At 70.1% G+C, this 26,471-nt stretch carries 23 protein-coding genes; 13 read left to right on the forward strand and 10 right to left on the reverse strand.

Annotation, left to right across the window (positions count from 1 at the left end; genetic code table 11):
- The first annotated feature begins 221 nt into the window (after positions 1-221).
- Both R6V09_RS03835 and R6V09_RS03840 read left to right on the forward strand, forming a co-directional pair.
- Entirely contained in the window at positions 222-569 is a 348-nt protein-coding gene (locus tag R6V09_RS03835; RefSeq protein WP_442809965.1) for an ATP-binding protein, read from the forward strand.
- A gap of 69 nt (positions 570-638) precedes the next feature.
- Positions 639-1,133, forward strand: coding sequence for a hypothetical protein (locus R6V09_RS03840; protein WP_317879899.1), 495 nt, complete (start codon positions 639-641; stop codon positions 1,131-1,133).
- Positions 1,134-2,463: 1,330 nt separating this feature from the next.
- Here the strand turns inward: R6V09_RS03840 and R6V09_RS03845 are convergent.
- Positions 2,464-4,026 (reverse strand): glycoside hydrolase family 32 protein, encoded by a 1,563-nt coding sequence (locus R6V09_RS03845; RefSeq protein ID WP_317879900.1) that lies wholly within the window; start codon positions 4,024-4,026, stop codon positions 2,464-2,466.
- Positions 4,027-4,248: 222 nt separating this feature from the next.
- Here R6V09_RS03845 and R6V09_RS03850 point away from each other — a divergent pair, with 222 nt between their 5' ends.
- Genes R6V09_RS03850 through R6V09_RS03865 form a run of 4 tightly spaced genes read left to right on the forward strand, consistent with a single transcriptional unit; the run spans position 4,249 to position 8,921 of the window.
- The gene (locus tag R6V09_RS03850; protein ID WP_317879901.1) at positions 4,249-5,658 is read left to right on the forward strand and encodes an extracellular solute-binding protein; all 1,410 of its coding nucleotides are present in this window, start codon (positions 4,249-4,251) and stop codon (positions 5,656-5,658) included.
- Complete coding sequence (locus R6V09_RS03855) at positions 5,655-6,638, forward strand: carbohydrate ABC transporter permease (protein ID WP_317879902.1); 984 nt, start codon at positions 5,655-5,657, stop codon at positions 6,636-6,638. The genes R6V09_RS03850 and R6V09_RS03855 overlap by 4 nt, the downstream gene beginning before the upstream one ends.
- A 22-nt stretch (positions 6,639-6,660) precedes the next feature.
- Positions 6,661-7,533 (forward strand): carbohydrate ABC transporter permease, encoded by an 873-nt coding sequence (locus R6V09_RS03860; protein ID WP_317879903.1) that lies wholly within the window; start codon positions 6,661-6,663, stop codon positions 7,531-7,533.
- On the forward strand, positions 7,530-8,921 hold the full coding sequence (locus tag R6V09_RS03865) for a glycoside hydrolase family 32 protein (protein ID WP_317879904.1): 1,392 nt from the start codon (positions 7,530-7,532) through the stop codon (positions 8,919-8,921). Before R6V09_RS03860 ends, R6V09_RS03865 begins: the two co-directional genes overlap by 4 nt.
- A gap of 309 nt (positions 8,922-9,230) precedes the next feature.
- On the opposite strand, the gene R6V09_RS03870 is transcribed toward R6V09_RS03865, so the two are convergent.
- Together R6V09_RS03870 and R6V09_RS03875 are read right to left on the reverse strand one after the other, a co-directional pair.
- Entirely contained in the window at positions 9,231-10,295 is a 1,065-nt protein-coding gene (locus R6V09_RS03870; protein ID WP_317879905.1) for a LacI family DNA-binding transcriptional regulator, read from the reverse strand.
- A gap of 119 nt (positions 10,296-10,414) precedes the next feature.
- A complete protein-coding gene (locus R6V09_RS03875) occupies positions 10,415-11,425 on the reverse strand; it encodes a helix-turn-helix domain-containing protein (RefSeq protein ID WP_317879906.1) in 1,011 nt (336 codons plus the stop codon).
- A gap of 203 nt (positions 11,426-11,628) precedes the next feature.
- Here R6V09_RS03875 and R6V09_RS03880 point away from each other — a divergent pair, with 203 nt between their 5' ends.
- The 4 genes from R6V09_RS03880 to R6V09_RS03895 all read left to right on the forward strand — a co-directional run bounded on the left by R6V09_RS03880 (position 11,629) and on the right by R6V09_RS03895 (position 15,038).
- Complete coding sequence (locus tag R6V09_RS03880) at positions 11,629-13,107, forward strand: short-chain fatty acid transporter (RefSeq protein ID WP_317879907.1); 1,479 nt, start codon at positions 11,629-11,631, stop codon at positions 13,105-13,107.
- A 127-nt stretch (positions 13,108-13,234) separates the two neighbouring features.
- The gene (locus R6V09_RS03885) at positions 13,235-13,882 is read left to right on the forward strand and encodes a hypothetical protein (RefSeq protein ID WP_317879908.1); all 648 of its coding nucleotides are present in this window, start codon (positions 13,235-13,237) and stop codon (positions 13,880-13,882) included.
- Positions 13,883-13,938: 56 nt separating this feature from the next.
- Entirely contained in the window at positions 13,939-14,352 is a 414-nt protein-coding gene (locus R6V09_RS03890) for a DUF6153 family protein (protein ID WP_317879909.1), read from the forward strand.
- A gap of 68 nt (positions 14,353-14,420) precedes the next feature.
- A complete protein-coding gene (locus R6V09_RS03895) occupies positions 14,421-15,038 on the forward strand; it encodes a DUF305 domain-containing protein (protein ID WP_317879910.1) in 618 nt (205 codons plus the stop codon).
- 60 nt (positions 15,039-15,098) lie between these two features.
- On the opposite strand, the gene R6V09_RS03900 is transcribed toward R6V09_RS03895, so the two are convergent.
- A complete protein-coding gene (locus R6V09_RS03900; RefSeq protein ID WP_317879911.1) occupies positions 15,099-16,226 on the reverse strand; it encodes a DUF5954 family protein in 1,128 nt (375 codons plus the stop codon).
- Between the two features lie 165 nt (positions 16,227-16,391).
- Here R6V09_RS03900 and R6V09_RS03905 point away from each other — a divergent pair, with 165 nt between their 5' ends.
- Together R6V09_RS03905 and R6V09_RS03910 are read left to right on the forward strand one after the other, a co-directional pair.
- Positions 16,392-17,054 carry an NUDIX domain-containing protein gene (locus R6V09_RS03905; protein WP_317879912.1) on the forward strand — a complete coding sequence of 221 codons (663 nt, stop codon included), beginning with the start codon at positions 16,392-16,394 and terminating at the stop codon, positions 17,052-17,054.
- An 87-nt stretch (positions 17,055-17,141) separates the two neighbouring features.
- Positions 17,142-18,140: an aldo/keto reductase gene (locus tag R6V09_RS03910; RefSeq protein ID WP_317879913.1), complete on the forward strand. Its 999-nt coding sequence runs from the start codon at positions 17,142-17,144 to the stop codon at positions 18,138-18,140.
- On the opposite strand, the gene R6V09_RS03915 is transcribed toward R6V09_RS03910, so the two are convergent.
- Genes R6V09_RS03915 through iolC form a run of 6 tightly spaced genes read right to left on the reverse strand, consistent with a single transcriptional unit; the run spans position 18,130 to position 25,146 of the window.
- Complete coding sequence (locus R6V09_RS03915; protein ID WP_317879914.1) at positions 18,130-18,915, reverse strand: GntR family transcriptional regulator; 786 nt, start codon at positions 18,913-18,915, stop codon at positions 18,130-18,132. The genes R6V09_RS03910 and R6V09_RS03915 overlap by 11 nt on opposite strands.
- A 33-nt stretch (positions 18,916-18,948) precedes the next feature.
- A complete protein-coding gene (locus R6V09_RS03920; protein WP_317879915.1) occupies positions 18,949-20,442 on the reverse strand; it encodes a CoA-acylating methylmalonate-semialdehyde dehydrogenase in 1,494 nt (497 codons plus the stop codon).
- 29 nt (positions 20,443-20,471) lie between these two features.
- Positions 20,472-22,349, reverse strand: coding sequence for a 3D-(3,5/4)-trihydroxycyclohexane-1,2-dione acylhydrolase (decyclizing) (gene iolD, locus R6V09_RS03925; RefSeq protein ID WP_317879916.1), 1,878 nt, complete (start codon positions 22,347-22,349; stop codon positions 20,472-20,474).
- Complete coding sequence (iolB, locus tag R6V09_RS03930; RefSeq protein ID WP_317879917.1) at positions 22,349-23,245, reverse strand: 5-deoxy-glucuronate isomerase; 897 nt, start codon at positions 23,243-23,245, stop codon at positions 22,349-22,351. The genes iolD and iolB overlap by 1 nt, the downstream gene beginning before the upstream one ends.
- A gap of 14 nt (positions 23,246-23,259) precedes the next feature.
- Complete coding sequence (locus R6V09_RS03935; RefSeq protein ID WP_317879918.1) at positions 23,260-24,138, reverse strand: Cgl0159 family (beta/alpha)8-fold protein; 879 nt, start codon at positions 24,136-24,138, stop codon at positions 23,260-23,262.
- A gap of 39 nt (positions 24,139-24,177) precedes the next feature.
- Positions 24,178-25,146 (reverse strand): 5-dehydro-2-deoxygluconokinase, encoded by a 969-nt coding sequence (gene iolC, locus R6V09_RS03940; protein ID WP_317879919.1) that lies wholly within the window; start codon positions 25,144-25,146, stop codon positions 24,178-24,180.
- 289 nt (positions 25,147-25,435) lie between these two features.
- Here iolC and R6V09_RS03945 point away from each other — a divergent pair, with 289 nt between their 5' ends.
- Positions 25,436-26,455 (forward strand): sugar ABC transporter substrate-binding protein, encoded by a 1,020-nt coding sequence (locus R6V09_RS03945; protein ID WP_317879920.1) that lies wholly within the window; start codon positions 25,436-25,438, stop codon positions 26,453-26,455.
- Positions 26,456-26,471 lie beyond the last annotated feature (16 nt).

Consider the following 26,471-nt stretch of genomic DNA (forward strand, 5'->3'; position numbering starts at 1 on the left):
CCGGCACCGCCCAGGGTGCGAAGGCACACGAAAGGCGTACGGCGATGGCTCCGCCCTCTTTCCCCCAGCCGTTGGACCGACCTCCCGGAGGCGGGCACCCTGGCCGACTCCCTGGGCCCCAAGGCCCCGGCCGGCTCGCCTCCGGGAACCAACACCCCGGCCACAGCCATCTGTTCGGCCTGCCGGCGACCCCGGCGTCAGTCGGTCTGGCCCGCAGAACCGTGGACGAACTGCTCATCGCCTGGGGCGTCCGCGAAGTCGTCCGGGACAACGCTGTCGTCGTGACCTCCGAACTCGTCACCAACGCGCTCACGCACTCCGCGAGCGACTGGATCGTCTGCGAGGTGCGGAACACGGATGACGTCCTCCGGATCGAGGTCGAGGACCAGAACCGCGGTTCCACGCTCCCGGTACCCGGTCGGCCCGGCCCCGACGACCAGGGCGGGCGCGGTCTCCTGCTCGTCGCAGTCCTCAGCAGCGACTGGGGAACGGCGGACATCCCGCACCGGTCCGGGCGGATCGTCTGGGCCGAACTGGCCACGGACGCCGACAAACCCGTCCCGCCCTGACACCTCCCCGGCCGACCCCGCCTCCCCGCCCGGCCCATCCCCCCACCCGGCCGAAGGGTCACCCCCCCCATGTACCGATCGCACAGCCGCCACCCGATCCCGTCCCCCTCCGAGCCGTCGGCTCACAGCTTCGCCCCGCCCCCGAATCCCGCCGAGCCGCCGACGCACGACCGCACCCGCTCCGGACGCCTGGTGATCCCGGCGCCGTTACGCGCGAGCCTCGGCTACGACGCCGTGGGCATGCCCCGGGAACACGGGGAACGCATCCTGGACCGTCTGCAGCGTGTTGGCTGCGTCTTCGCCGACGCCCGGCGCTGGTGGTGGATCGTGCCGGCTGGTTCGCACATCGGCGTCATCTGGCCGCCGTCCATCAGGTATGCGATCGGCGCCCAGGTGGCCGACCCCTCCTGGACGAGCACCCGCCCGAAACCGGGCCTGGAGCATCCCCGTCTGATCCATTCCCCCGAGACCGGGCAGCCCTACACGCCGCCGATACCCCTGTACTTCCTCACCTGCCGCGTCGCCGGCAGCACTCCGCTCTGGTCACTGGACGCGGCAAACTGACCAGCCGCATCCGGCAGGCCGCGGCGATACGGCTGAGGGAGGCTGGAGACTCCCACGGACACCGCCCGTACGGCGTTGACGATCAGTGGAGCGACGAGTTTCCAGCGCTCGGTGAACCGGCGCGTACGGGCGAGGACGACGGGGTGAGAGCAGGAACTTCCCGGCACAGCCGCAGACAGCCCACCGCGACGCCGGGGCCAGGCCGTTTCTGATTGATGGCTCTTGGGACGGTGTCGCGGAGCCGGATGACGATCTCGGTGTCGGTGAGGGTGCCGTCGAAGACGCAGGCGCGTTTGATGCCCCTGTGGATGTCAACGGGCTGGGGTTGGTGGCGGAGATTGCCTCCTGGCAATGGCAGGACACCATCCGCGAGTTCAGGCGCAAAGGCGCATGACCTCATGCCGTGACGGGCCCTGGCGAGTCGGCCTCTTGTCCTGGCGGCGCCCGTTGGACGGGCGTCACGGACGTGCCCCATGGGAACCGCTTGGGGACCAGGGCGCTTGATGGGGACCGTGGCGCACTTTGACCCGGTCAAGGTGCGCCACGGGGCGGACGGTAAGGCGCGGAGCGGGCGGTTCGTGGAGGTGGCTGGTGGCGTCGGTACTTGGTCTGCTGGAGGCCACGGAGAAGAGGGTCCGGGAGGAGACCGCGCGGTTGCAGGAGAAGGCCCAGCGGGTGCAGGCCGCGCTCGGTGAGGCCGAACGCCGGCTTCAGCGGTTGTTGGATGCCCAGGTGACAGTGACCGAGGTGCCGGCCGGGCCGCCTCCGATGGTCACGGAGTCGACGGGCCGGGTGGGCATGCGCTGTCGGCAACTGGCCGTCGCGCTGGGACTGGAGGCCGTCCTGACGAAGGCCGGGGGACTGCGAGCGAAGGCGAAAGGCCTGGTGGAGCGAGGGTGGGCACACTCCGGCGCTCCAGGTGTGGCCGGGAGTGTTCGTCGCGCTCGCGGTGCCGGGTGCCGGCCGTCTGAATCCGGCCGGTCGGCGTCCGGCCGGGCGACCGCTCATGAGCGTGGTCATCGACCACAGCACCACGGTTTGCTCCTGTCCTTGCGGCCTCGACGCGGCCTCAATCAGGCCCCACGGAGCCAGGCAAGCACCGCGCGGGAGGGTCTTGCCGACTCGCGAACGGGGCTCGTACTCGCCCGCGGCGGATCCCCCTTCCCACGCGCAGGGGCTCCGCCGGGGCAAGGTCCGGGGAGAGCCACGTTCGCCCGGTTCGATCGGAATGCGGTGGGAGGTCAGGACAGCCTCGCCGGGATGCCGGCGAAGCCGAACGCCTTCACGCGTACGGTGTGCCCCCCGGCGCCCCTGGCCGACCTGGCCGGCCTCACACCGAGAACTCGCGTATCACCGTGTTGTGGAACACCGCGCTGCCGCCGATCGTGAACAGTGCGAGCCGGGTGTCCAGCAGGTATGGCAACACCTGGCTGGTGTGCACGTAGCGGCCGTCGTCGACGAACATCTCCACCGACGTGCGGTCCACCAGGATGCGCAGCTTCACCGTGCCGGCGGACGGGTCGAACGGGGTGTGGCTCTCCTGCCAGTTGCCGGATGTGTCGGCGTTCACCGTGTTGCGTCGGTTGAGGAAGGCGTAGTCGGCGTAGATGCCGGCGTCGATGTGTCGCCCGCCGTCGGGTGAGCGCCTCAACTGGAGGCCCGCGCCGGTGAGTTGGGACCAGGTGAGCTCGGTCGTCACCTCGTAGGAGACACCGGTGTAGTCGAGCACCTTCGTGCCGTCCACGGTCACGTCGCCCAGGTTCACGGTGCGGGAGACATACGAGTCGAGGCCGGCGCCGGGCTGGGAGGCGAGGTAGTAGGTGTTGTCGGACGCCTTCTCCAGGGTGATCTCGCGGACGATGGAGTCGGTGCCGTTGAAGCCGTCGCAGTCGATGGTGGGGGTGGTGTTGGCGTAGTCCCAGTTGTTCACCCAGCCGATCGCGTACCGGGCAGCCGCGTCCACCGCGCCGCTCGCGTCGCGCTTCTCGAAGGTGACGGCGGCGTACCAGTCCCAGCCGTGGTCGAGCCACTGCGGGTCACTCGCATCGGCGGTGAACGCGCTGCCGTCGAAGGAACCCGTCCAGTAGGCGTACGTGTTGGGCAGCCCCGAGCTCTTCCCGTTGGCGCTCACGCCGAGCACCCATTTCACGGTGCCGTCGCCGGCGGTGATGCGGAACAGGTCGGGGCACTCCAGGACGCCGATGCCGTCGTGGACGAAACCGTCCACGTACGTCCAGGACTTGAGGTCGTCGGAGTGGTAGAAACCGACCTTGTCGTTCTCGGCGAGGGCCATCACCCAGCGGCCCCGGTCCTCGTCGCGGATCACCTTGGGGTCGCGGAAGTCGGCGACGCCGGGGTTGGGCAGGACGGGGTCGGTCCTGTAGTCGGTGAAGGTGAGACCGCCGTCGGTCGAGTAGTACAGGAACTGCGCCTGGGAGTCGGTGCCGTCGCCGGGGGACATGGTGACGATGACGACGACCGCGCCCGCGCCGAATCCGGCCGTGTTGCCGGTGTCGACCACCGCCGAACCCGACCAGACATCGCCGTTGGGCGTGGTGTCCTTGGGCACGGCGACCCCGCGGTCGGTGAAGGAGACCAGGTCCTTGGTGGTGGCCAGGCGCCACGCGGTGCCGACGGCGCCGGTGAAGTAGTCGGCGTTGTAGAGGTAGTAGTAGTGGTACTCGCCGTCGATCCAGACGGGCCGCTGAGGGTCGTTCTTCCACTGGTCGGGGACCGTGAAGTGGTACGCGGCGCGGTAACTCGCCCCACTCGCCGCGGACTTGGTCCTTCTCGCGGCCGTGGCCGTTCCGGTCGGCAGCAGCAGCGCGGCGGCGGTGCCCGCCGCCGATCCCGCGAACAGTGATCTCCTGGATATCCCCGACGTTCCGGGCATGACGCATCGTTCCTCTCGTGACGGCCCATGAGGGCCCGTGGCGGCTCGTCACACACGCGAGTGCGGCTCACAGTGCGGAGGGCGTGAAAAATCGGCTCCTGCGAACGAGGACTGTAGACCTAACTCGTTAAAGGTCAAGCGTTCCCGACTCTTGACAGGCCTGCTGCCCGGTTCCCATCATCTGGGGCATCACCCCTGAACTAACACGAGTTAGGCCCGTTGATGACTGACTCGCACATCCCCCGCCGCACGCTGCTGCGGTACGGCGCGTACGGGGCCGGAGCAGCCGCCCTGGCCGGTACCGCCGCGAGCTGGGACCGGCTCACGGGAGCCGACATCCCCGGCCGTGACGACGGCTCCCTCGTCGTCGCCACCCTCGGCTCCGCCTTCGACCCGGCCACCGTCGACGCCCTCACCAAGGGCTTCCACCGGCTTCACCCGGACATCCCGCTGCGGGTGAACGCGGTGCAGGCCGTCGACTGGTCGGACTTCTTCGCGAAGATCCTCACCCAGATCGCCGCGGGCACCGCCCCCGACCTGGTGTATGTGGCCACCGAGGGCGTGCAGTTGTTCGCCCAACGGCTCGGCGTGTCCCTGGACCGCTGGGTGCGGCGGGACGCGGCGGAGCTGCGTGAGTACTTCGCCGACGTCCACCCCTCGCTGGTGGAGTCGATGATGTACGAGGGCAACCTCTACCAGCTGCCCATGGAGTTCAACGCCGCCGACATGTACCTCAACAAGCAGGTGCTGAAGCGGGCAGGCGCGGGTTTCCCGGCGGCCGACTGGACCCGCGACGACTTCACCACGCTGCTGCGGGAGTTGAAACGAACCGGCGGCTCGCACTTCACGCCGTACTTCTGGACCAACCGGCTGTGGGGCGGCGTGGTGCCCTGGCTCTTCGCGAACGGCACGAACCTGCTGAAGGAGTCGAAGGCACCCGGCGGCTCCTGGCTGTGGGACACCTTCTACCCGGCCGCCGACCGGCAGGGGCGCGGCGGCGGCTTCCGCTGGACGACCCCGCAGGCCACCGCCGACCGCGTCGAGGAGGCGTACGACTATCTCGCCTCCCTCGTCCAGGAGGACCTGTGCACCCGGCCCGAGGGCGGCAACGGCAGCAACCTGGTCGGCGTGTTCTCCACCGGCCACGTCGGCGTCACACCGGCGGGCGGCTTCTGGGCGGGCGGCCTGCAGCTGGCCGGCATGCGGGCCGCCGACTACGACGTGCAGTACTTCCCGCGCTGGCGTACCCAGCGCCACCAGTTCGGCGCGGCGGGCTACGCGCTGCTGCGCACCTCGAAGAAGCAGGAAGCCGCCTGGGAGTTCATCAAGTACGCGGCCCGCAAGGACACCATGACCCGGCTGTTCCGGAGCAACCAGACCACCCCGGCCCGGCGTTCGATGCTGAACACCGCCCGCTACGCCGAAAGCGGCCCGGCCCACTGGCAGGTCTTCTACGACACCCTCGACCGGTTTCCCGACACCGGCCCGATCCCCGCGCCGCCGCAGGTCGCCGAGGTGACCGACGTCCTGCTCAAGTACACCGGCACCGCGCTGGCCTCGCCGCGTGCGGTGGGTCCCGCGCTGCGCCGGATGCAGGGCGATCTGGAGCAGGCCATGGAGCGTGAGATATGACGAACACCCAGGTCCCGAACACTCAGGACCCGAACTCCCAGGTCCCGGCCGTACGTTCGCGGCCCGCCACGCCACCAACCGCCGTCGCCGTACGGCCGTCCGTCCGCGACCGCGGCGCCCGGCTGCTGGCCGCGCTGTTCCTGGCGCCCACGGTCGTCGGCATCGTCGTCTTCACGGTCGTGCCGATCATCGGGTCCGTCGTGCTGAGCCTGTTCCAGTGGAACGTGATCGACCCGCCCCACTTCGCCGGCGGCGCCAACTACCGTACGACCTTCACGGATTCGACCGTCCTGGTCTCTTTCCGCAACACGCTCCTCTTCATGGTTTTCGCGGTCGCGCTGCAACTGCTGATCGCGCTGTCGCTGGCGCTCGCGCTGAACGGGCGGATGCCGGGGTGGCTGCGGGCGCTGTTCCGTTCGGCGTTCTTCTTCCCGCTCGTACTGTCCGCCGCGTCTATCTCGGTGGTGATGAAGTATCTGTTCAACCAGGACTTCGGGGTGGTGAACTGGCTGATCGGCCTGGTCGGCGTCGCGCCCGTGCCCTGGCTGACCTCGGAGCACGCGGCGATGGCCACGGTGATCCTGGTCTACGTCTGGCAGCAGTTCGGTTTCTCGTTCCTGCTGTTCGTCGGCGGTCTGAACAACATCCCCAAGGAGATCCACGAGGCCGCCGCCCTCGACGGCGCGACCGGCCTGCGCAAGCACCTCGGCATCACGCTGCCGCTGCTGTCGCCGACGCTGCTCGTCGCGTCGGTGATGGGCATCATCAACGCCCTGCAGGTCTTCGAACAGCCCTACGTCCTCACCGACGGCGGACCCGGCGACGCCACCCGCACCGTGGTGATGGTGATCTACGAGAGGGCCTTCGAGCAGCTCGACTTCGGCGAGGCATCCGCGGTGGGCGTGCTGCTCTTCGCGCTGATCATGGCGGTCACCGCCCTCCAGTTCCGGCTCAGCCGGCGTTTCGTCCACTACCAGTGAGCCGGTGAGCCGCATGAGCGCTATGAGCCAAGCAACCCCGCCCCTGAAAGCGACCCCGACTCTGAGTCGCGCACGTCACTCACTCGCCCCCTGGGCCCGGATCGCCGCACTGACCGCGTGCGCCCTGCTGACGCTGGGCCCGGTCATCTGGACCGTCGCCACCTCGCTGCGCACTCCGGCCCAGTCCTTCGACCTGCCCCCTCAGATCATCCCGACGCACCCGACGACCGCGGCCTACCACGGGGTCTTCCAGCAGATCGACGTGTGGCTGCTCGCCCTGAACTCGACGCTGGTGACGGCATTGATCGCCGTCGGCCAGATGATCACGGCGGGCCTGGCCGGATACGCCTTCGCGCGCCTGGAGTTCCGTTTCAAGAAGCCGCTCTTCGGGCTGGTCCTGGCGACCATGATGGTGCCGTTGCAGGTCACCATCGTGCCCGTGTTCCTGGTGCTGAAGTCGATGGGCCTCACCGACACGCTCCTCGGCCTGATCATCCCGGCCTTCCCGACGGCCTTCGGCACCTTCCTGATGCGCCAGTACTTCCTCGGCATGCCGAAGGACCTGGGCGAGGCGGCCATGCTGGACGGCGCGGGGACCTGGCGGATCTTCCGCTCGGTGTACGCGCCACTGGCCACACCCGGCCTGGCGATCGTCGGCGTGCTGGCCTTCAACTACCACTGGAACGAGTTCTTCCGCCCGCTGATCCTGGAGACCTCCAGCCAGAACTACACACTTCCGCTGGGCCTGGTCTCCCTCCAGGGCAACCTCGGCACCGGGTCCATCTCCGTTGTCCTGGCCGGGGTCGTGCTCTCGATGCTCCCCGCCCTCGCCGTGTTCGTCGTCGGCCAGCGCCCTCTGCGCGAGGGCATCACCTCGGCAGGAGTCAACCGTTGAGCAATGACCCCAACGCACCGCGTTTCAGGGTCCGTCCGCCCGTCGGCTGGATCAACGACCCCAATGGGCCGTTCCGTTGGCGGGACCGCTACCACCTCTTCTACCAGCACAACCCCGACGCACCGGTGCACGCGAACGTCCACTGGGGTCATGCCTCCAGCACCGACCTCGCGCACTGGGAGCACCACCCGATCGCGCTCACCCCGACGCCGGGCGGCCCCGATGAGGCCGGCTGCTGGTCGGGCTGCGTGACCGACGACGCCGGCACACCGACCGTCGTGTACACGGGAGTTGACCGTGCCCACACCGGACTCGGCACCATCTGCCTGGCGCGGGCGGCGGACCCGGACGACGAGCTGCTGACGGAGTGGAAGCCGCTGCCGACGCCGGTGGTGGCGGGACCGCCGCCGGGACTGGACGTGGTGATGTTCCGCGACCCGTTCGTCTTCCACTGCGAGGACCGGCGCTGGGCCCTCGTCGGGGCCGGGCACGCCGACGGCACACCGTCGGTCCTGCTCTACGACTGCGACGACCTGACCGACTGGCGGTTCGCCGGTGTGCTGTTGGACGGCAACGACCCGGTGGCGGCTGGCGTGTTCGGCGACAAGTCGGTGGGCTGGGAGTGCCCGCACCTGTACCGGACAGTGGGCGGCGAGTACGTACTTCTGGTGTCCCTGTGGGACGGAGATCCCTGCTCCACTGGATATCTGACGGGCCGTCTGGAGGCGGACGGCCAGGGCGGGTTGGGCTTCGTGCCGCGCGCAGGCGGCAGGCTGGACCAGGGGCGGGACTTCTACGCTCCCGCCGTGCTCCAGGAGCCGGACCGCGCACTGCTCTGGGGCTGGTCGTGGGAGGCCCGCCCGCAGGAGGAGGTGCTCCGGGCCGGATGGGCAGGCGTACTCACCGCGCCACGGGTCGTAGACGTCCACCCCGACGGTTCACTGCGGGTGAGTCCGGCCCCGGAACTCGACCAACTCCACCCGGCCGAGCCGTTCGTCACCGCGCCGGGCCGGGTTCCACTGCCACTCGCGTACGACCTGACGGTCACCGCGTGCGAACCGACCACGGTGAGCCTGCTCCGGGACCCGGCGGGCCGGGAGCTGACCGTCCGGGCGGACCCTGCCTCGGGGACCGTCGTCCTCGACCGCGTCGCCTGGCCCCGGACCGGCAGAGAAGGCTCCGCCCCGATCACCGTGCACGTGCCGAAGGCGCCGGAACTCACGCTGCGGCTGCTCGTCGACGGCTCGCTCCTCGAACTCTTCGTCGCGGACCGGGCCATGGTCACTGAGCGCGTCTACCGGCGCCCCGGCGACATCGCCGAGTTGGTCGTCGACGGGCCGGGGGCTCGGGTCACCGGGTGGGCGCTGGACCCAGGGAGGCGCAGCTGACCATGGGCCAGGTCGCGCGCGGGTCGGGTGCCCGGGTCGCCGGGCGGGCGGCCGGATCCACGGAGTCGTGGCTGACCAGAGTGCAGGCCACACGCGGACCGGGCGCCCGGGGCACCGGATAGGCGCCGCCCCCACGAAGGCACGACTGACCATGCGCGGGCCGGGTGCCAGGGTCACTGGGTGGGCGCCGGCCCCACGAAGGCACGACTGACCACGTGCGGGCCGGGCGCCCAGGTCACCGGGTGGGCGCCGGACCCAGGGAGGCGCAGCTGACCACAGGGCAGGTCACGTGCGGGCCGGATGCCCAGGTCACCGAGTGGGCGCCGGACCCACGGAGGCGCGGCTGACCACAGGGCAGGCCAGGCGCCGGACGGTCGCGGGTGGTGCCTGGCCGGCTTCGATGGCGTTCAGGAGCAGTCGGGCCGCCGCCTCGCCCATCGCCCGGTGGGGCAGCGCGACCGAGGTGAGCGGCGGGGTGAGGAACGCGGCCATGTGCTCCTGGTCGTCGTAACCGACCACCGACAGATCGGCGGGCACGTCGATCCCGAGCCGGGTCGCGGCGTGCAGGACACCCGCCGCGACCCGGTCGTTGTAGCACAGGACGCCAGTGGGGCGACGGTCCGGCTCGGCCCCGTCGAGCAGGCGCAGCGCCCCCGCGTATCCCGCGGAGATCTCCCCGCCGCCGCGCACGATCCACTCCTTGGGCACGGTGACGCCCTCGGCGCGCAGCGCGTCCCGGATGCCGCGGGTGCGTTCCGCCGAGGCGATGTCGTCCAGACCGCCGATCACGGCGAGCCGGCGGTGGCCCGCGCCGAGCAGCAGCCGGGCCGCGGTACGGCCACCGGCGCGCTCGGCGGGGACCACAGCGGGCAGGGAGTCGTCCTCGGGCAGGCAGTTGGCCAGCACGGAGTGGGTGCGGTGCAGGCCCTCGGGGACGCGGACCCGGCGCAGTGACATGGCCGCGTAGATGATGCCGTCCACGCGCCGGTCGAGCAGTTCCGCGACGGCCGCGTCCTCCTTGACCGGGTCACCGCCGGAGTCGACGGTGAGGACGAGATGGTCCCTGTCCCAGGCGGTCTCCATGGCCCCGCGCAGCAGCCGACCGGCGAACGGCGAGGACGCGATCTCGTCGGTGACCAGCCCGATCACGGCCGTACGGCGACGGCGCAGCCCGCGGGCCACCGGGTCGGGGCGGTAGCCCAGCTCGGCCGCGGCCTGCCGGATGCGTTCCTGGGTGGCGGCCGAGAGGTTGCCCTCGGCCCGGCCGTTGAACACGAAGGACACCGCGGTGTGCGACACACCGGCGAGCCGGGCGACGTCCCGTGACGTCGGGCGCCCGGTGCCCGTGTTCCCGCTCTCCTCGGCACCGCCCACGCCGTCCGCCGCCCTCGCCCAGCTCGTCCCTGTCGATCACCGTCCACCCTATCGGCGGGGAGCGCCATGGCATACGGGAGATCCTCAGGGCCCACCAGTATGTGCAGGTAGTCCTTCCGTCATTCCCGGGGACCGTCGTGGGACCGGGCGTACTGGGCCGGTGTCTGGCCGTACTGCTTCTTGAAGGCCCGGACGAAGTGGCTGGTGTCCGCGAACTGCCAGAAGCGGGCGACCTCCGACACGCCGGGCCGGGCGGTCGGCCCGGTGAGCGCGAGTCGGGCCTGTTCCAGGCGTTGGTGGCGAATGTGCGCGGTCACGGACTCGTCGGTCGAGGCGAACGCCCGGTGCAGCGTGCGTACCGAGATGTTGAGTTCGCGGGCCAGCATCCGGGGTGACAGCTCGGGATCGGACAGGTGGCCGCGTATGAGGTCCTTGGCCGCCAGGACCAGGGCGGGGGCGAGCTGTGGCTCGGTCCCGTCGACCTTCTGTGTGAGCACGCCCAGGGCCAGTTCGAGCAGCGCGTTGCGCGCGGCCCGGACGCCGGCGGGGGAGAGCTCGTCGAGCCGGTCGTCGACCATGCGCGCGTGCGCCAGGAGCAGCCGCATCTCGGCGGAGTCCGCGGAGCCGAGTACCGGCCGCCGGTGAATGAGCGGTCCCAGGTGGGCGACCGGCAGGACCAGTTTCCTTGTGGTGTTCGTGTGCGCCTTTACCGCGAACCGCCATGAGGGATTGTTGTGCCGCACGATGAACTGACCGGTCGATACCACGACTTGGTCGCGGTCCCGCGAGCGGGCGAATCCCCATGAACCGTTCTCCACGACATCAACGACCAGCATGTCGGTGAAATAGCGGGAATCGATCCATTTTCCGTCGGGCGTGGTCGACGCATAACAAATCTTCGTTATCAGAACGTCATGGATTCTGAGCCCGCGGATGCTCGCCCGGGAATCGCCGGAACTGGTCAGCCCGGCCGCCGGCAGCGGGACGGACCGGCCGGCCTGTATGTCCCACTGGCGGCGGAGAGCGGCCCGTCGCTCGCCCGCGCACGGGCCGACCAGGCCGGCGGAGAACCTCCCGCGCGGGGCGCGCGATATGCCGTGTGCCGGCTCGGTGTCTGTCATGTCGTTCATGCCCTGCGCACCTGCTCTCCGGTCGTTCGTCAGCCAGTCTCCGTGCCCGCGGACCGCCAGCTGTGGAACATCGGCGCCTACTTGATGGAATGCGCGCGCCAAGTGGGAACGCGCCCGGCCCGGGTGTGCGGGGTGCGGTCTACGGTTCCGGTCCCGGTCGAGTTCCTTTCGACGGTTATATCGGCAATGAGGTGAGGAGCACCATGTCCGAAGCCGTGCCCAAGGCTCCCGAATCGACGGCGAAAGGCGGCGAGACCTGGATCGCCCGGCTGGCGCTGCGTTTCACCGACTTCACCGAGAAATGGCTGCCGGATGCGCTGGGTTTCGTCCTGGTCGGCACTTTTCTGATCCTCGCACTCGGACTGGTCTCCGGTGAGAAACTCCTCGGCGCACCGGCCGACCCCACGGCGACGAGCGGCTTCGGTCTTGTCGACGCGTGGGGCCAGGGATTCTGGTCGCTCATCACCTTCACCCTGCAGATGGCGATGATCATCATCGGTGGGTACGCGGTCGCGGTCTCCCCGCCCGTGGGACGCCTCGTCGCGCGACTCGCGGCCCGGCCCCGGACCCCGCGCGGGGCCATCACGTTCACCGCCGCGGTCGCCATGCTCACCGCCTACGCGAACTGGGCCTTCAGCCTCGTCTTCACCGCCATCCTCGCCAAGGAGATCGCCCGCCGGGTTCCCGGTGTGGACTACCGCGCACTCGGCGCGATGGCCTTTCTGGGGCTCGGCACGGTGTGGGCGCAAGGACTGTCGGGGTCGGCCGCGTTGCAGGTGGCGAGCGCGGGGTCGAGCCCCGAGTCCGTGCAGAAGGTCATCGCCGAAGGGCGCGGCAGCGGGCTGATACCGCTCACCGACACCATCTTCCTGTGGCAGGGCGTGGCGGCCACGGCTGTCGTCTTCGTGCTCGCCGTCGGTATGGCCTGGCTCCTCTCGCCCGCACCGGAGAACGCGAGGACCGCGGCACGACTCGGGATCGACCTGGGCCCCGCCCTCGACGGACAGCGGCACGAGAGCCGGCGCGGCCGGCCGGGCGAGTGGATCGAGCACAGCCCGGTCTTCACGATCCTGCTGTTCCTCCTCGGCGCCTGGTACCTCGCCCGGCACTTCGCGAACGCCGCCGGCAATCCGCTCAACGCCCTGGACCTGAACACCATCAACCTGATCCTCATCCTGCTCGCGCTCATCCTGCACTGGCGGCCGGTGAACCTCGCCCGCGCCGTCCGGGACGGGGTGCCCGCGACCTCCGGCGTGCTGCTCCAATTCCCGCTGTACGGCGGGATCTTCGGGATGATCGCGTACACCGGTCTGCACCGGACGATCGCCGACTGGCTGGTGTCGGTGTCGAACGAGTTCCTCTATCCGGCCTTCATCGCGATCTACAGCTGTGTCCTCGGGGTGTTCGTGCCCAGCGGCGGCAGCAAGTGGGTGATCGAGGCGCCCTACGTCCTCGACGCCGCCAACCAGCTCCATGTGAACCAGGGCTGGATGGTCGTCGTCTACGACCTCGGCGAGGCGGGCGCCAACCTGCTGCAACCGTTCTGGATGCTGCCCACGCTGGCGATCCTGGGGCTCAAGGCCCGCGACATCATGGGCTACACGTTCGCGATGTTCCTCGCCCTCTTCCCCGCCACGCTGGTGCTCGTCACCGTGTTCGCCAGGACGCTCCCGTTCCCCTGACGGTCCGCACCGGGGGTGTCGGTAGGACCACCCCCGATCCGGTCCTCAGGCCCAGGGACTGTGTGTGCCGTCGGCGGCAGGATTCAAGGCGTACCGAATCCACCACACGGAAACTCCGGGGGACCCCATGAACGAAATGTCGGCCAGGCGTCTGGCGGGTGGCGCGGGAATCGCCGCCGCGGTCGCGTTCATCGTCGAAGTTCCGCTGTACTTCATCTATTCGGGCCCGCCGCCGGACGCGAACGTTCTCGCCAGGCTGCTGATCGGAATCGTCGCGCTGGCGTTTCTGCTGGTGTTCGTGACGGCCTTCCGCGAACTGGTGAAGCGGGTGAATCCCGCGTACGAGTGGGCCGGTTCCATGGCCTTCACGGCGGGGCTGGTCTACGCGACGGTCACCCTGGTCTCCAGCGGTCTGGAAGCCGGTGCCGTCATCGCCGCCGACCATCCGATCGACCCGACGATCGACGTCAGCGGCACCTACATTCTCTATGGGTCGATCTCCCGGCTCATGCTCGCGTTCTTCCTGACCGCGCTGGGATTCGTCGTCTCCCGTACGGAACTGCTGCCGCGCTGGACCAGCAGGTCGGCCTATGTCCTGGCCGGGATCAATCTGGCCTTCGTACCGTCCCTGTTCTTCGGGAACACCCCCGCGCATTTCTACGCGGCGAACGGCTGGGGCACCACCGCTCTCATGGGCGCGATTCTCAGCTATTGGCTGCTGGCGCTGGGCATCTCCACCTACCGCAGCGCGAAAGCGCCGGCGGTGCGGAACTGACCGCACGCAGGCACCCCTTGTGCGGTCGCCATACCCAGGGAGGGTATGGTGACCGCATGGCCCGACACGAGCATCCCGTAGCGCCGCACCCGAGGGTGCGGCGCTACGGGATGCTCGTGGCCACTCTGCTCCTGGGCCTGCTGGGCATGCACGGACTCGGGCCCGTTCCCCTGGCCCACCCCGTGCCGGGGCACACCGTGACGGCCACGACCGCGGCCATGGGCGAGCAGATGTCGACGCCGGATCCCTGCGATCACGACGCGGGCGACTGCGGCAGCCATATGACCCACGCGGACGCGACCTGCGCCTCCGCCTCCGTCGCCGGTGCTCCGGCCGTGGTTCCGCTGCTGCGGCCCGATGTGGCCGCCTGGGCCCAACTGCCGGACGCGCTCGGGTCCTTGACCGGTGGCGGCCCCGACGGCGGCCGGGCCCCGCCCTCCCTCTCCGAACTCCAACTCCTGCGGATCTAGAGCGGCCCGCGCGCCCACCCGCGCGCTTCGGCATGCCCTGCACAGACGACCGTTCCAGGAGTACCACCATGACCGCACAACGCAGGTTCGTCCGTCGTACCGTCGCTCTCGCCGTCACCGCCTCGGTGGCCGCCCTCACGCTCACCGCCTGCGGCGGCGACAGCGACAGCAAGACAAGCAGCGGGACCGAGACGAGCAGCGGGACCAGGACCGGTGGGCACAACGCCGCCGACGTCTCCTTCTCGAAGGAGATGATCCAGCACCACCGGCAGGCCGTGGAGATGGCCGGACTCGCCGCCGACCGCGCCTCCTCGGCCCAGGTCAAGAGCCTCGCCACGAAGATCAAGGGCGCACAGGACCCCGAGATCAAGACCATGTCCGGCTGGCTCACGTCGTGGGGCGAGAAGGTGCCCCAGGACATGTCCGGCATGGGCCACGACATGTCGTCCTCGGCGCCCGGCATGATGACCGGCGCCGACATGGGCAAGCTGGAGAAGGCCTCCGGCGCCATGTTCGACACCATGTTCCTCAACATGATGGTCGAACACCACGAGGGCGCCGTGGACATGGCCAAGACCGAGAAGGCGGACGGCAAGTACGACCCCGCCACCGAACTCGCGGCCGATGTGATCACGGCGCAGAGTGCAGAGATCGAGCAGATGAACAAGATGCTCGGCAAAGGCTGACGGCCACACCCGCTGAACAGGGGGTCGGCCGCGGACCGCGCGGTCGGCCCCCCGCCGGGCTCAGGAACCCTCCGCGTCCTCTCGCCGTCGGCGCTGCTCCTCGAACAGCCGCAGGAACTCCTTCGCCTGCTCCTCCGCCACCCGCTGCTGCTCGGCCTCCTCCTCGCTCACCACCCGGTCCTCGTCGAACAGCCCCTCCGCACGCAGCTGTTCCTCCTGGACGGCGGTCGGCAGCTCCGGGTCGTGGTCGGAGGGACGCGGGCCCTCGGGACCGTCGGGGCCGATGCGGACGAGCCGTTCGACCCGCACGATCCGTGTCCGGCACCCGTCGATCTCGATGTCGTCGCAGCGCTCGGCGTCGATCCGGTCGGCCGCCCGCGCGTACTCGGCCCGTGTCTCCTCGTCGAGCTGCTCCATGGCCGGCGCCATCACCCGCAGATAGGTGGTGAGCGTGTCCCGCGCCCCCTGCGGACTCGTGTTCGTCATCTGCGTCGGCTGCCAGCCGCCGTCCGCGAACTCCGCCGCGGTGAACTCGGCGGGCAGCAGCACACCCCCGGGATGCGTCTTCAGGGCGCGCACCGAGTCCTTGCGTACGGGGGCGGGAGCCGTGCCCGGGGCGCGGACCAGTGACAGCAGTTCCATCCGCAGGATGCCCTCGGACATGCCCGTCGCGGTGAACGGGTCGATCACGAACCCCGTGGTGCGGTTGGGGAGTTCGTGGCCGTGCCCGACCTTCGCCGGGTCGGGGTCGGACGGCCGGGGCGGCTCCGGTCCCGTCGGTCCCATCCGGATGAACTGGTCGGCCCGCACCACCCGGAACCGGCGGTCGAGCACCGTCAGCTCGTCCACCTTCTCCCAGTCCAGCCGCTCCGCGCCCCGCAGCCACTCCTGCTGAGTCGCCGTGTCGCCCGCGTCGCCGGCCTCCCGCGCGCGTTGGCGGAAGGTCATCGCCAGGGTGTCGCGGGAGCCCTGCGGGGCCATGTTGCCGAACCGGGAAAGGACCTGCCAGCCGCCGGAATCCAGCTCCTCGGCCACTCCGAACACCGGGCCGCCGCCGGCCAGGACGTTCGGGTAGGCCTCGCGGGCCTGCCACGCCTCCACGTCCGCGAGGGCGGCTGCCGGGGCGTCCTGCAGCGCTTCCATCCTGATCACCCGGTACCCGGGAACCTGATCACCGTGCTCAGACATGCACCCAGCATGCCCAGCCGACGGGACGGTAGGCGACGAATCAACGCAACCGGCACATCAGTTGGGCTTGCGGCTCACCGGTTTCGGCCACCCGTTCCCCACCCCGGGGTGATAGACGTCGGGCATGAACAACTCGATCGTCTCCTCCACTCCGGCCGGCCCCCGATGACCGCGGGCGCCGACACCCCCGACAGCCGGGGCCGCACCGGCCTGGACCGCACCGGCCTCGACCTGACCGGCAACCCCCGGGTCAGAGTCCGCGACGTGAAGCTGCTCTCCAGCCACTGGTACGTCGAGCGCACCACGACCTTCGACTTCCGGCACGCCGACGGCACCTGGACCACCCAGGAACGCGAGACCCACGACCGCGGCAACGGCGCGACCCTGCTCCTGTACGACGCCGAGCGCGAAACGGTCCTGCTCACCCGCCAGTTCCGCTTCCCCGTGTACGTCAACGGCCACCCCGACGGCATGCTCGTCGAGACACCGGGCGGCCTCCTCGACGACGAGGACGAGCACCCCGAGGAGGCCGTACGGCGCGAGGTGGTGGAGGAGACCGGGCACACCGTGGGCGAGGTGGAGCACGTCTTCGACGTCTACATGAGCCCCGGCTCGGTCACCGAACGCATCGGCTTCTACGCCGCCTCCTACGGCCCCTCGACCCGCACCCACGAGGGCGGGGGACTCCAGGAGGAGGGCGAGGACATCGAGATCCTCGAACTGCCCTTCCGCAGCGCCCTGGAGATGATCCGGACCGGGGAGATCGCCGACGCCAAGACCATCATGCTGCTCCAATGGGCGGCGCTGGACGGCCCGTTCGCCAAGTAGGCGCCCAGAAGCTTGACTTGAAGTGCGCTTCAAGCGCGAGACTCCCGTTCGTGCCCGGAGGACCGGGTGCGAACGGGAGGGATCATCATGAAGTACCGCACCATCGGCACCGATCCGGCCCACCGCCGCGAGGTGAGCGTGCTCGCGCTCGGCGCCATGCTGTTCGGTTCCCGCACCGACGAGGCGACCTCCTTCGCCGTGCTCGACCGCTATGTCGAGGCCGGCGGGAACTTCATCGACACGTCCGACAACTACGCCTTCTGGGACGACGGCAGCCAGGGCGGCCAGAGCGAGGAGCTGCTCGGACGCTGGCGGCGCAGCCGCGGCATCGGCGACGAGATCGTCATCGCGACCAAGCTCGGCGCCCGCCCGCTGGCACCCGGCACGAGTTACGTCGACAACCCGGAGGGCCTGTCCGCGAAGGTCATCCGCGAGTCCGCCGAACGCAGCCGCGAACGCCTCGGCGTGAACAAACTCGACCTGCTGTACGCCCACATTGAGGACCAGAGCGTTCCGCTGCAGGAGACCGTCGAGGGATTCGCCGAACTGGTCGCCGAGGGCACCGTCGGCCTCCTCGGCGTCAGCAACCACGCCGCCTGGCGCGTGGAACGGGCCCGTGCCCTCGCCGCCGCGGCCGGCCTGCCCGGCTACGAGGTCCTCCAGTACCAGCACAGCTATCTGCGCCCCCGGACTGACATACCGTCCGACCTCTTCCCCGACGGCAGCCTCGGCAGCGCAGGACCGGACCTGCTCGGCTATCTGCGCGCCGAACCCGCTCTCACCCTGGTCGCCTACTCACCCCTGCTGGCCGGCGCCTACACACGCCAGGACAAACCCCTGGGTGCCGACTACGACCACCCGGGCACCCCCGCCCGCCTCGCCGCGCTGCGGGAGGTGGCGAAGGACACCGGGGCGAGCGTCAACCAGGTAGTACTCGCTTGGCAGTTGGGCGGTCCGCTGCCGATCGTCCCGCTCGCGGGGGCCTCGTCGGTGGCCCAGCTGGAGGAGAACCTCGCGGCCGTGGACCTGGAACTGACGGCGGAGCAGCGGGGCCGCCTGGACTCCGCCGCCCCGGTCAGGGCCTGACCAGCAACTGGAAGTCGAACGCGTACCGGGACGCCCGGTAGATGTGCGTCCCGTACTCGACCGGCCGCCCCGTGTCGTCGTACGCCGTGCGCTGCATGGTGAGCAGTGCCGCACTCTCCTTCTCGTCGAGCCGGGCGGCCTCCTCGGGGGTGGCCGAGCGGGCGCCTATCGTCTGGCGGGCGCTGTGCAGGGTGATGCCGGCGGTGCGCAGCATCCGGTACAGGCCCGTCGACTCCAGCCGGGCGGTGTCGAGTTCGAGCAGATCGGCCGGAAGGTAGTTGCACAGGAACGCCACCGGCTGACCGTGCGTGGAGCGCAGCCGTTCCAGGAGCGTGACCTCGCTGCCCTCCGCGATCCCGAGGGCGGCCGCGACGTCCGCGGTCGCGGGCACGCCCTCGTTGCGCAGTACCTCCGTGGTCGGTCCCTGTCCGGCCGACTCCAGGTCGTCGTAGAGGCTGCTGAGTTCCAGCGGTCTCTTGACCTGGCTGTGGACCACCTGCGTGCCGACCCCCCGCCGCCGGACCAACAGCCCCTTGTCCACAAGGGATTGGATGGCCTGGCGGACGGTGGGGCGGGACAGGCCGAGGCGGACCGACAGGTCGATCTCGTTGCCCAGGAGGTTGCCCGGCGCGAGGGTCCCGTGCTCGATCGCCGCCTCCAGCTGCTGTGCGAGCTGGTAGTACAGCGGCACCGGACTGTTGCGGTCCAGGGCGAAATGCAGGCCGTCGAGCGGGGAGCCGGTCACGGCACGCGAGTAGCCACCGGTCTTCGCCACAGAGGGCACCTCCTCACGGATCGTGACGGGTTGTCAGGAGTTGCTGGGGAAACCGAGGTTGATGCCGCCGTCGGCCGGGTCCGGCCAGCGGGTGGTGATCACCTTGCCCTGGGTGTAGAAGGCGACGCCGTCGTTGCCGTAGACGTGGAGGTCCCCGAAGAGGGAGTCCTTCCAGCCGCCGAAGGAGTGGTAGCCGACGGGCACCGGGATCGGCACGTTCACGCCGACCATGCCCGCCTTGACCTCCATCTGGAAGCGGCGGGCGGCGCCGCCGTCCCGGGTGAAGATCGCGGTGCCGTTGCCCCAACGGGAGCTGTTGATCAGCGTGATGGCCTCGTCGTAGGACTCCGCGCGGACGACGACCAGGACCGGGCCGAAGATCTCGTCCTTGTACGCGTCCGCCGTCAGCGGCACCTTGTCGAGGAGGGAGACGCCGAGGAAGAAGCCGTCCTCGTGGCCCTCGACCGAGAAGCCGGTGCCGTCGACGACGACCTCCGCGCCCTGGGCCGCGGCCGAGGCGACGTAGGACGCCACCTTGTCGCGGTGCTCGCGGGTGATGAGCGGGCCCATCTCGCTCGCCGGGTCGTTGCCGGGGCCGATGCGCAGGTTGCCCGCGCGCTCGGCGATCTTGGCGACCAGTTCGTCGCCGGTGTCGCCGACCGCGACCACGACGGAGACGGCCATGCAGCGCTCACCGGCCGAGCCGTAGGCCGCGTTGATCGCCTGGTCGGCCGCGAAGTCCAGGTCCGCGTCCGGGAGCACGAGCATGTGGTTCTTGGCGCCGCCGAGGGCCTGTACGCGCTTGCCGTGCTCAACTGCCTTGAGCTGGATGTACTTCGCGATCGGCGTCGAGCCGACGAAGGACACGGCCTCGATGTCCGGGTGCTCCAGGATGCGGTCGACAGCCACCTTGTCGCCCTGCACGACGTTCAGCACACCCTGCGGCAGGCCTGCCTCGGAGGCGAGTTCGGCCAGCCGGTAGGACGCCGACGGGTCCTTCTCGCTGGGCTTGAGGATGAAGGTGTTGCCGGTCGCGATGGCGAGGGGGAACATCCACATCGGCACCATGGCCGGGAAGTTGAAGGGCGTGATGCCCGCAACAACGCCCAGGGGCTGGCGAATTGAGGCCACGTCCACGCGCGTCGAGACCTGCGTCGACAGCTCGCCCTTCAGCTGCACGCTGATCCCGCAGGCCAGTTCGACGATCTCCATGCCGCGCGCGACCTCGCCGAGCGCGTCCGAGTGCACCTTGCCGTGCTCGGCGGTGATCAGCTCGGCGATCTCGTCGCGGTGCGCGTCCAGCAGCTCGCGGTACTTGAACAGGATCGCGGTGCGCTTGGCGAGCGAGGAGGTGCCCCAGCTCTCGAACGCGGCCTTCGCGGAGGCGACGGCGGCGTCCACCTCGTCGACGGTCGCGAAGCCGACCTGCTTCTCCTGCGCGCCGGTCGCCGGGTTGTACACGGGACCGAAACGGCCCGAGGTGCTCTCGACGGGCTTGCCGTCGATCCAGTGGGTGATCGTCTTCATGGTGCAAGTGCCTTTCGGAGGAGGGGAGTTCAGAGGTGGCGGCGACGGTCGGCGACCTGGCGGTCGTACACCTCGCGGGCCTGTACGGCCGATTCGCGCGAGGCGGTCTCGGCGACCGGTACGTCCCACCAGGCCTCGGCCGGGGGAGCGGTCGGGGTGGCGATGTCGGTCTCGACGTAGACACAGGTCGGCCGGTCGGAGGCGCGGGCCGCGGCCAGTGCCTCCCGCAGTTCGCGGACCGTCTTGGGGCGCAGGACGTCCATGCCGAGGCTGGCCGCGTTGGCGGCGAGGTCGACCGGGAGCGGGGCGCCGGAGAAGGTGCCGTCGGCCGCCCGGTAGCGGTACGCGGTGCCGAAGCGCTCGCCGCCGACCGACTCGGAGAGGCCGCCGATGGAGGCGTAGCCGTGGTTCTGGATCAGGACCAGGTTGACCGGCAGGCCCTCCTGGACGGCGGTCACGATCTCGGTCGGCATCATCAGGTACGTGCCGTCGCCGACCAGCGACCACACGGGGGTGTCGGGGGCCGCCTGCTGGACGCCGATGCCGGCCGGGATCTCGTAGCCCATGCAGGAGTAGCCGTATTCGAGGTGGTACTGGCGAGGGCTGCGCGCCCGCCACAGCTTGTGCAGATCGCCGGGGAGCGAACCGGCCGCGTTGATCACCACGTCGTCGTCGCCCACAACCGCGTCGAGGGCGCCGAGGAGTTGGGTCTGCGTAGGCACGGCGTTCTCGTCGGGGGCGGTGAACGCGGTGTCGACCACCCGCTCCCAACTCTCCTTGCCGGTGCGGTACTCGGCCTCGTAGGCGGGATCCACGCGGTGGCCTTCGAGGCCCGAAGTGAGCGCCTCCAGACCGGACTTCGCGTCGGCCACCAACGTGCGCGCGGCCAGCTTGTGGGCGTCGAACGCGGTGATGTTGAGGTTGACGAAGCGGACGGCCGGGTTCTGGAAGAGCGTGTTGGAGGCCGTCGTGAAGTCGGTGTAGCGGGTGCCGACGCCGATGATCAGGTCGGCGGCGCGCGCGATGTCGTCGCTGACCGCGGTGCCGGTGTGGCCGATGCCGCCCAGGTCCGCCGGGTGGTCGTAGCGGAGCGAGCCCTTGCCCGCCTGGGTGGAGGCGACCGGGATGCCGGTGGCGTCCACCAGGGCCTTGAGCGCCTCCTCGGCGCGGCTGTGGTGGATGCCGCCGCCCGCGACGATCAGCGGGCGCTCGGCGGACCGGATGGCCTCGACGGCCTCCGCCAGCTCGAAGGGATCGGCAGCCGGACGCCGTACGTGCCACACGCGGTCGGCGAAGAACTCCTCCGGCCAGTCGTGGGCCTCGGCCTGAACGTCCTGCGGCAGCGCGAGAGTTACCGCGCCTGTCTCGACCGGGTCGGCGAGCACGCGCATCGCGTTGAGGGCGGCCGGGATCAGAGCCTCGGGGCGCATGACGCGGTCGAAGTAGCGGGAGACCGGACGCAGCGTGTCGTTGACCGAGAGGTCGGCCTCGACCGGGTGCTCCAGCTGCTGGAGCAGCGGGTCGGCGGCGCGGGTCGCGAAGAAGTCGCCGGGGAGGAGCAGGACCGGCAGGCGGTTGATCGTGGCCAGCGCGGCGCCCGTGACCAGGTTGGTGGCGCCCGGTCCGATGGACGTCGTGACGGCCTGCGCGGAGAGCCGGTCGAGCTGGCGGGCGTAGCCAACTGCCGCATGAACCATGGCCTGTTCGTTGCGGCCCTGGTGGAACGGCATCGTGTCCTCGCCCGCCTCCAGGAGCGCCTGGCCGAGTCCGGCAACGTTGCCATGGCCGAAGATGCCCCAGGTGCCGGCGATCAACCGGTGCCGTACGCCGTCGCGCTCGGTGTACTGGACCGACAGGAACTGCACCAGGGCCTGGGCGACGGTCAGGCGGCGGGTGGGGGTGCTCATCAGGACTTCTCCGGTGCCGTGTAGAGGGGGAGGCGGGGGTCGACGGGCTGCTCGGGCCAGGTGCCGCGGACCCAGGCGTGATCGGGGTGGTCGCAGATCAGCCAGGAGCGGTCGTCCTCGGGACCCGCCATGACGTTGAGGTAGTACATGTGGTGGCCGGGCACCGCCATGGAGGGCCCGTGCCAGCCGTCCGGGATCAACACGACGTCTCCGCCCCGGACTTCGGCCAGGACGTCGGTGTTACGGCCCTGCCCGGACGGGGAGACGCGCTGGTAGCCGAGACCGGGTGTGCCCTCGTGGTCGGCGAACTCGAAGTAGTAGATCTCTTCGAGGACGGACTCCTCGCCGGGCCGGTGCTCGTCGTGCTTGTGCGGCGGGAAGGAGGACCAGTTCCCGCCGGGCGTGATCACCTCTACGGCGATGAGCTTGTCGCACTCGAAGACGCCGGCCGCGCCGAAGTTGTTGACCTGGCGGCTGCTGTTGCCGGTGCCGCGCAGTTCCACCGGTACCGACGAGGCCGGGCCGTAGCGGGCGGGCAGGCGGCGGGTGCAGCGGGCGCCGGTCAGCGCGAAGCGGCCACCGCCGGCCGACGAGATCGTCGTACGGGAGTCCCGGGGGACGTACGCGAAGTCGCTCACGGCGGTGAACACGCTCTCGCGGCCGTGGAGTTCGAAGGTGTCGTGGCCGAAGTCGTCGGCGGCGGAGACCGTGCAGCCGCCGCTGAGCGGGACGACGATCCACTCGCTGTCGTCGGTGTCGAAGGTGTGGGCGCCGCCCGGCGGCAGCTCCAGGACCCGCAGGCTGGAGTAGCCCCAGGCCGCCGACTCGGGGGTGACGTCCACGACGTAGGGGCCGCCCAGGGCCTTTCCGGCGGGAAGGTGGTACGCGCTCGTCATCGTGTGCCTCCGGTTCACAACAGACCCACGGCGGTGTCCACCGCCGCCTCCACCCCGCCGTCGGCGGGGTACAACAGGGAACGGCCCACGACCAGGCCCTGGACGGTCGGCAGCCGCAGCGCCTTGCGCCACTTCTCGTACGCGCCCTCCTGGTCGTCGCCGACCTCACCGCCGAGCAGCACGGCGGGCAGCGTCGAGGTCTCCATGACCTCGGCCATGTCGTCCGGGTCAGCGGTGACGGGCAGCTTCAGCCAGGTGTAGGCCGAAGTGCCGCCCAGGCCCGAGGAGATGGCGATCGAGCGGGTCACGGCCTCGGCGGACAGGTCGTTGCGGACCTTGCCGTCGACCCGACGGGAGATGAACGGCTCGACGAACAGGGGGAGTTGGCGTGCCGCCATGTCGTCTATCGCGCGTGCGGTCGACTCCAGGGTGGTCAGCGAGCCCGGGTCGTCGTAGTCGATACGGAGCAGCAGCTTGCCCGCGTCGAAGCGGAGCCGGGCGATGTCCTCGGCGCGGTGGCCGGTGAACCGGTCGTCCATCTCGAACGCGGCGCCGGACAGGCCGCCGCGGTTCATCGAGCCCATCACGACCTTGCCGTCCAGGACCCCGAGCAGCAGCAGGTCCTCCAGTATGTCGGCGGTGGCCAGCACCCCGTCGACACCCGGCCGGGACAGTGCGACACACAGGCGTTCCAGCAGGTCGGCGCGGTTCGCCATGGCCGTACGGCGGTCGCCGACACCGAGCGCGCCACGCGCCGGGTGGTCGGCGGCCACGATCATCAGACGGCCGCTGTCGCCGAGCAGCGGCCGGCGCACCCGGCGGGCCGCCGCCTCGGCGATCGCCTCCGGATGCCGGGCTCTGACCGTGACCAGGTCGGGGATGCTGATGCTCAAGAGAAACTCCGTTCAGGGATGGCTCGGGCGGTCACGGGGTCAGCCGCCCACGCGTGCGCCGGCGAGGAGTTCCTCGACCTCGGACTCGGTGGGCATCGCGGTGGAGCAGGCGAGACGGGAGGCGACGAGGGCGCCGGCCGCGTTGGCGTACCGCATGGTTCTCGCCAACTCCCAGCCGGACAGCAGTCCGTGGCACAGCGAGCCGCCGAACGCGTCGCCCGCGCCGAGACCGTTGAGCACCTCGACCGGGACCGGCGGCACCTCGGCGGTCGTGCCGTCGCGGTGCACGGCCAGGACGCCCTTGGGGCCCTGCTTGACGACGGCCAGCTCCACGCCCGCGTCCAGCAGTGCCTGGGCGCAGGCATGCGGCTCGCGGACACCGGTGGCGACCTCGCACTCGTCGAGGTTGCCGACCGCGACCGTCGCGTGCCGCAGCGCCTCCGCGTAGTACGGGCGGGCCTCTTCGGGGTCCTTCCAGAACATCGGGCGCCAGTCGAGGTCGAAGACCGTGGTGCCCGCCTTGTCGCGTGCCTTGAGGGCGGCCAGCGTGGCGGAGCGGCTCGGCTCCTCGCTCAGTCCGGTGCCGGTGATCCAGAAGACCCGGGCCTGGCGGATCGCGAAGTAGTCCAGCTCGTCGGTGCGGATCTCCAGGTCGGGCGCCTTGGGCTGCCGGTAGAAGTACAGCGGGAAGTCGTCCGGCGGGAAGATCTCGCAGAACGTGACCGGAGTGGGGTAGTCCGCGACCGGCGTGACCCAGCGGTCGTCCACCCCGAAGTCCTTCAGCGCCTCGTGCAGGTAGGTCCCGAAGGGGTCGTCGCCGGTGCGGGTGATCACCGCGGTGCTCCGGCCGAGCCGGGCGGCGGCCACGGCCACGTTGCTGGCCGAACCTCCCAGGAACTTCCCGAAGGTCTCCACCTGGGCCAGCGGTACGCCGGCCTGCAACGGGTAGAGATCGACCCCGATACGGCCCATGGTGATGAGATCGAAGGGCTGGGCTGACTCGGCCATGCGCGGCACTCCTCTGAGCTACTGGGGGGTGGGCGGGTCCCGAGGGCCTGCCGACTCCCAGGTGTAGGACTCCGAGGGGCGCTCTGTCAATAGTTTGTACTTACATTCGGACCTGCTTGTGAAATGATGTCTTAACAAAGTATTGACAGCGGGCGCGACCGGGGATTGGATTCCGTCCCAGCGCAACAGCCGTGTTTCACGGCTACGACCCGGGGCCGCACGGGCCCCGAGCCCTGATCTCTGAGATCATTGCTCCCTTTCCCCTGAAGCACAGTGAGGTGCAGGAAAGATGGACCGTTCTTCCCACTCCCGTACGCGCAGAATGGCCCCCTTCGTGGCGGTCGCCGCGGCAGCGGCACTGACCCTCGCCGGCTGCTCCAGCAGCTCGGGCGGCAAGAAGTCCACGGATGACACCTCCGGCGCCTCCGCGGGCAAGGCCAGCACTCCCCGGATGACGGTCGCCCTGGTCACGCACCAGGCGCCGGGCGACACGTTCTGGGACATCGTCCGCAAGGGCGCCCAGGCCGCCGCCGACAAGGACAACATCAAGCTCGTCTACTCGGCCGACCCGAACGCGGGCAACCAGTCGAACCTGGTGCAGAACGCGATCGACCAGAAGGTCGACGGCATCGCGGTCACCCTCGCCAAGCCCGACGCCCTCAAGGACGTCATCAGCAAGGCGAAGTCCGCGAACATACCGGTCGTGGGCCTCAACTCCGGTCTCAGCGACTGGAAGAAGCTCGGACTGCTGGAGTTCTTCGGCCAGGACGAGACCGTGGCCGGCGAGGCGCTCGGCAAGAGGCTGAACACAGAAGGCGCCAAGAAGGTCGTCTGTGTCATCCAGGAGCAGGGCAACATCGGTCTGACCCAGCGCTGCGACGGCGTGAAGAAGACCTTCAGCGGCACCACCGAGGTCCTCAACGTCAACGGCACGGACATGCCGTCGGTGAAGTCGACGATCACCGCCAAGCTCACGCAGGACAAGGCCATCGACTACGTCGTCACGCTGGGCGCCCCGTTCGCCATGACGGCGGTGCAGTCGCTGACCGACGCGGGCAGCAAGGCGAAGGTCGCCACCTTCGACCTGAACAGCACTCTGACGGGCGCCATCCAGAAGGGCACCGTCCAGTTCGCGGTCGACCAGCAGCCGTACCTCCAGGGCTACTTGGCGGTCGACTCGCTGTGGCTGTACAAGAACAACGGCAACTACAGCGGTGGCGGTGAGCAGCCCGTACTGACCGGCCCGGCCTTCGTCGACAAGACCAACGTCGCAGCCGTCGCCAAGTACGCCGCCAACGGAACCCGGTGATGAGCATGACCCAGCA

Source organism: Streptomyces sp. W16, assembly GCF_033194735.1.
Lineage (GTDB): Bacteria > Actinomycetota > Actinomycetes > Streptomycetales > Streptomycetaceae > Streptomyces.

Excerpts from the sequence above, each read along its gene's own strand:
- R6V09_RS03840 (WP_317879899.1), top strand. The coding sequence starts at position 639 with ATGTACCGATCGCACAGCCGCCACCCGATCCCGTCCCCCTCCGAGCCG.
- R6V09_RS03845 (WP_317879900.1), bottom strand. The coding sequence starts at position 4,026 with ATGCCCGGAACGTCGGGGATATCCAGGAGATCACTGTTCGCGGGATCG.
- R6V09_RS03850 (WP_317879901.1), top strand. The coding sequence starts at position 4,249 with ATGACTGACTCGCACATCCCCCGCCGCACGCTGCTGCGGTACGGCGCG.
- R6V09_RS03855 (WP_317879902.1), top strand. The coding sequence starts at position 5,655 with ATGACGAACACCCAGGTCCCGAACACTCAGGACCCGAACTCCCAGGTC.
- R6V09_RS03860 (WP_317879903.1), top strand. The coding sequence starts at position 6,661 with ATGAGCCAAGCAACCCCGCCCCTGAAAGCGACCCCGACTCTGAGTCGC.
- R6V09_RS03875 (WP_317879906.1), bottom strand. The coding sequence starts at position 11,425 with ATGAACGACATGACAGACACCGAGCCGGCACACGGCATATCGCGCGCC.
- R6V09_RS03880 (WP_317879907.1), top strand. The coding sequence starts at position 11,629 with ATGTCCGAAGCCGTGCCCAAGGCTCCCGAATCGACGGCGAAAGGCGGC.
- R6V09_RS03885 (WP_317879908.1), top strand. The coding sequence starts at position 13,235 with ATGAACGAAATGTCGGCCAGGCGTCTGGCGGGTGGCGCGGGAATCGCC.
- R6V09_RS03890 (WP_317879909.1), top strand. The coding sequence starts at position 13,939 with ATGGCCCGACACGAGCATCCCGTAGCGCCGCACCCGAGGGTGCGGCGC.
- R6V09_RS03895 (WP_317879910.1), top strand. The coding sequence starts at position 14,421 with ATGACCGCACAACGCAGGTTCGTCCGTCGTACCGTCGCTCTCGCCGTC.
- R6V09_RS03900 (WP_317879911.1), bottom strand. The coding sequence starts at position 16,226 with ATGTCTGAGCACGGTGATCAGGTTCCCGGGTACCGGGTGATCAGGATG.
- R6V09_RS03905 (WP_317879912.1), top strand. The coding sequence starts at position 16,392 with ATGACCGCGGGCGCCGACACCCCCGACAGCCGGGGCCGCACCGGCCTG.
- R6V09_RS03910 (WP_317879913.1), top strand. The coding sequence starts at position 17,142 with ATGAAGTACCGCACCATCGGCACCGATCCGGCCCACCGCCGCGAGGTG.
- R6V09_RS03920 (WP_317879915.1), bottom strand. The coding sequence starts at position 20,442 with ATGAAGACGATCACCCACTGGATCGACGGCAAGCCCGTCGAGAGCACC.
- iolD (WP_317879916.1), bottom strand. The coding sequence starts at position 22,349 with ATGAGCACCCCCACCCGCCGCCTGACCGTCGCCCAGGCCCTGGTGCAG.
- iolB (WP_317879917.1), bottom strand. The coding sequence starts at position 23,245 with ATGACGAGCGCGTACCACCTTCCCGCCGGAAAGGCCCTGGGCGGCCCC.
- iolC (WP_317879919.1), bottom strand. The coding sequence starts at position 25,146 with ATGGCCGAGTCAGCCCAGCCCTTCGATCTCATCACCATGGGCCGTATC.
- R6V09_RS03945 (WP_317879920.1), top strand. The coding sequence starts at position 25,436 with ATGGACCGTTCTTCCCACTCCCGTACGCGCAGAATGGCCCCCTTCGTG.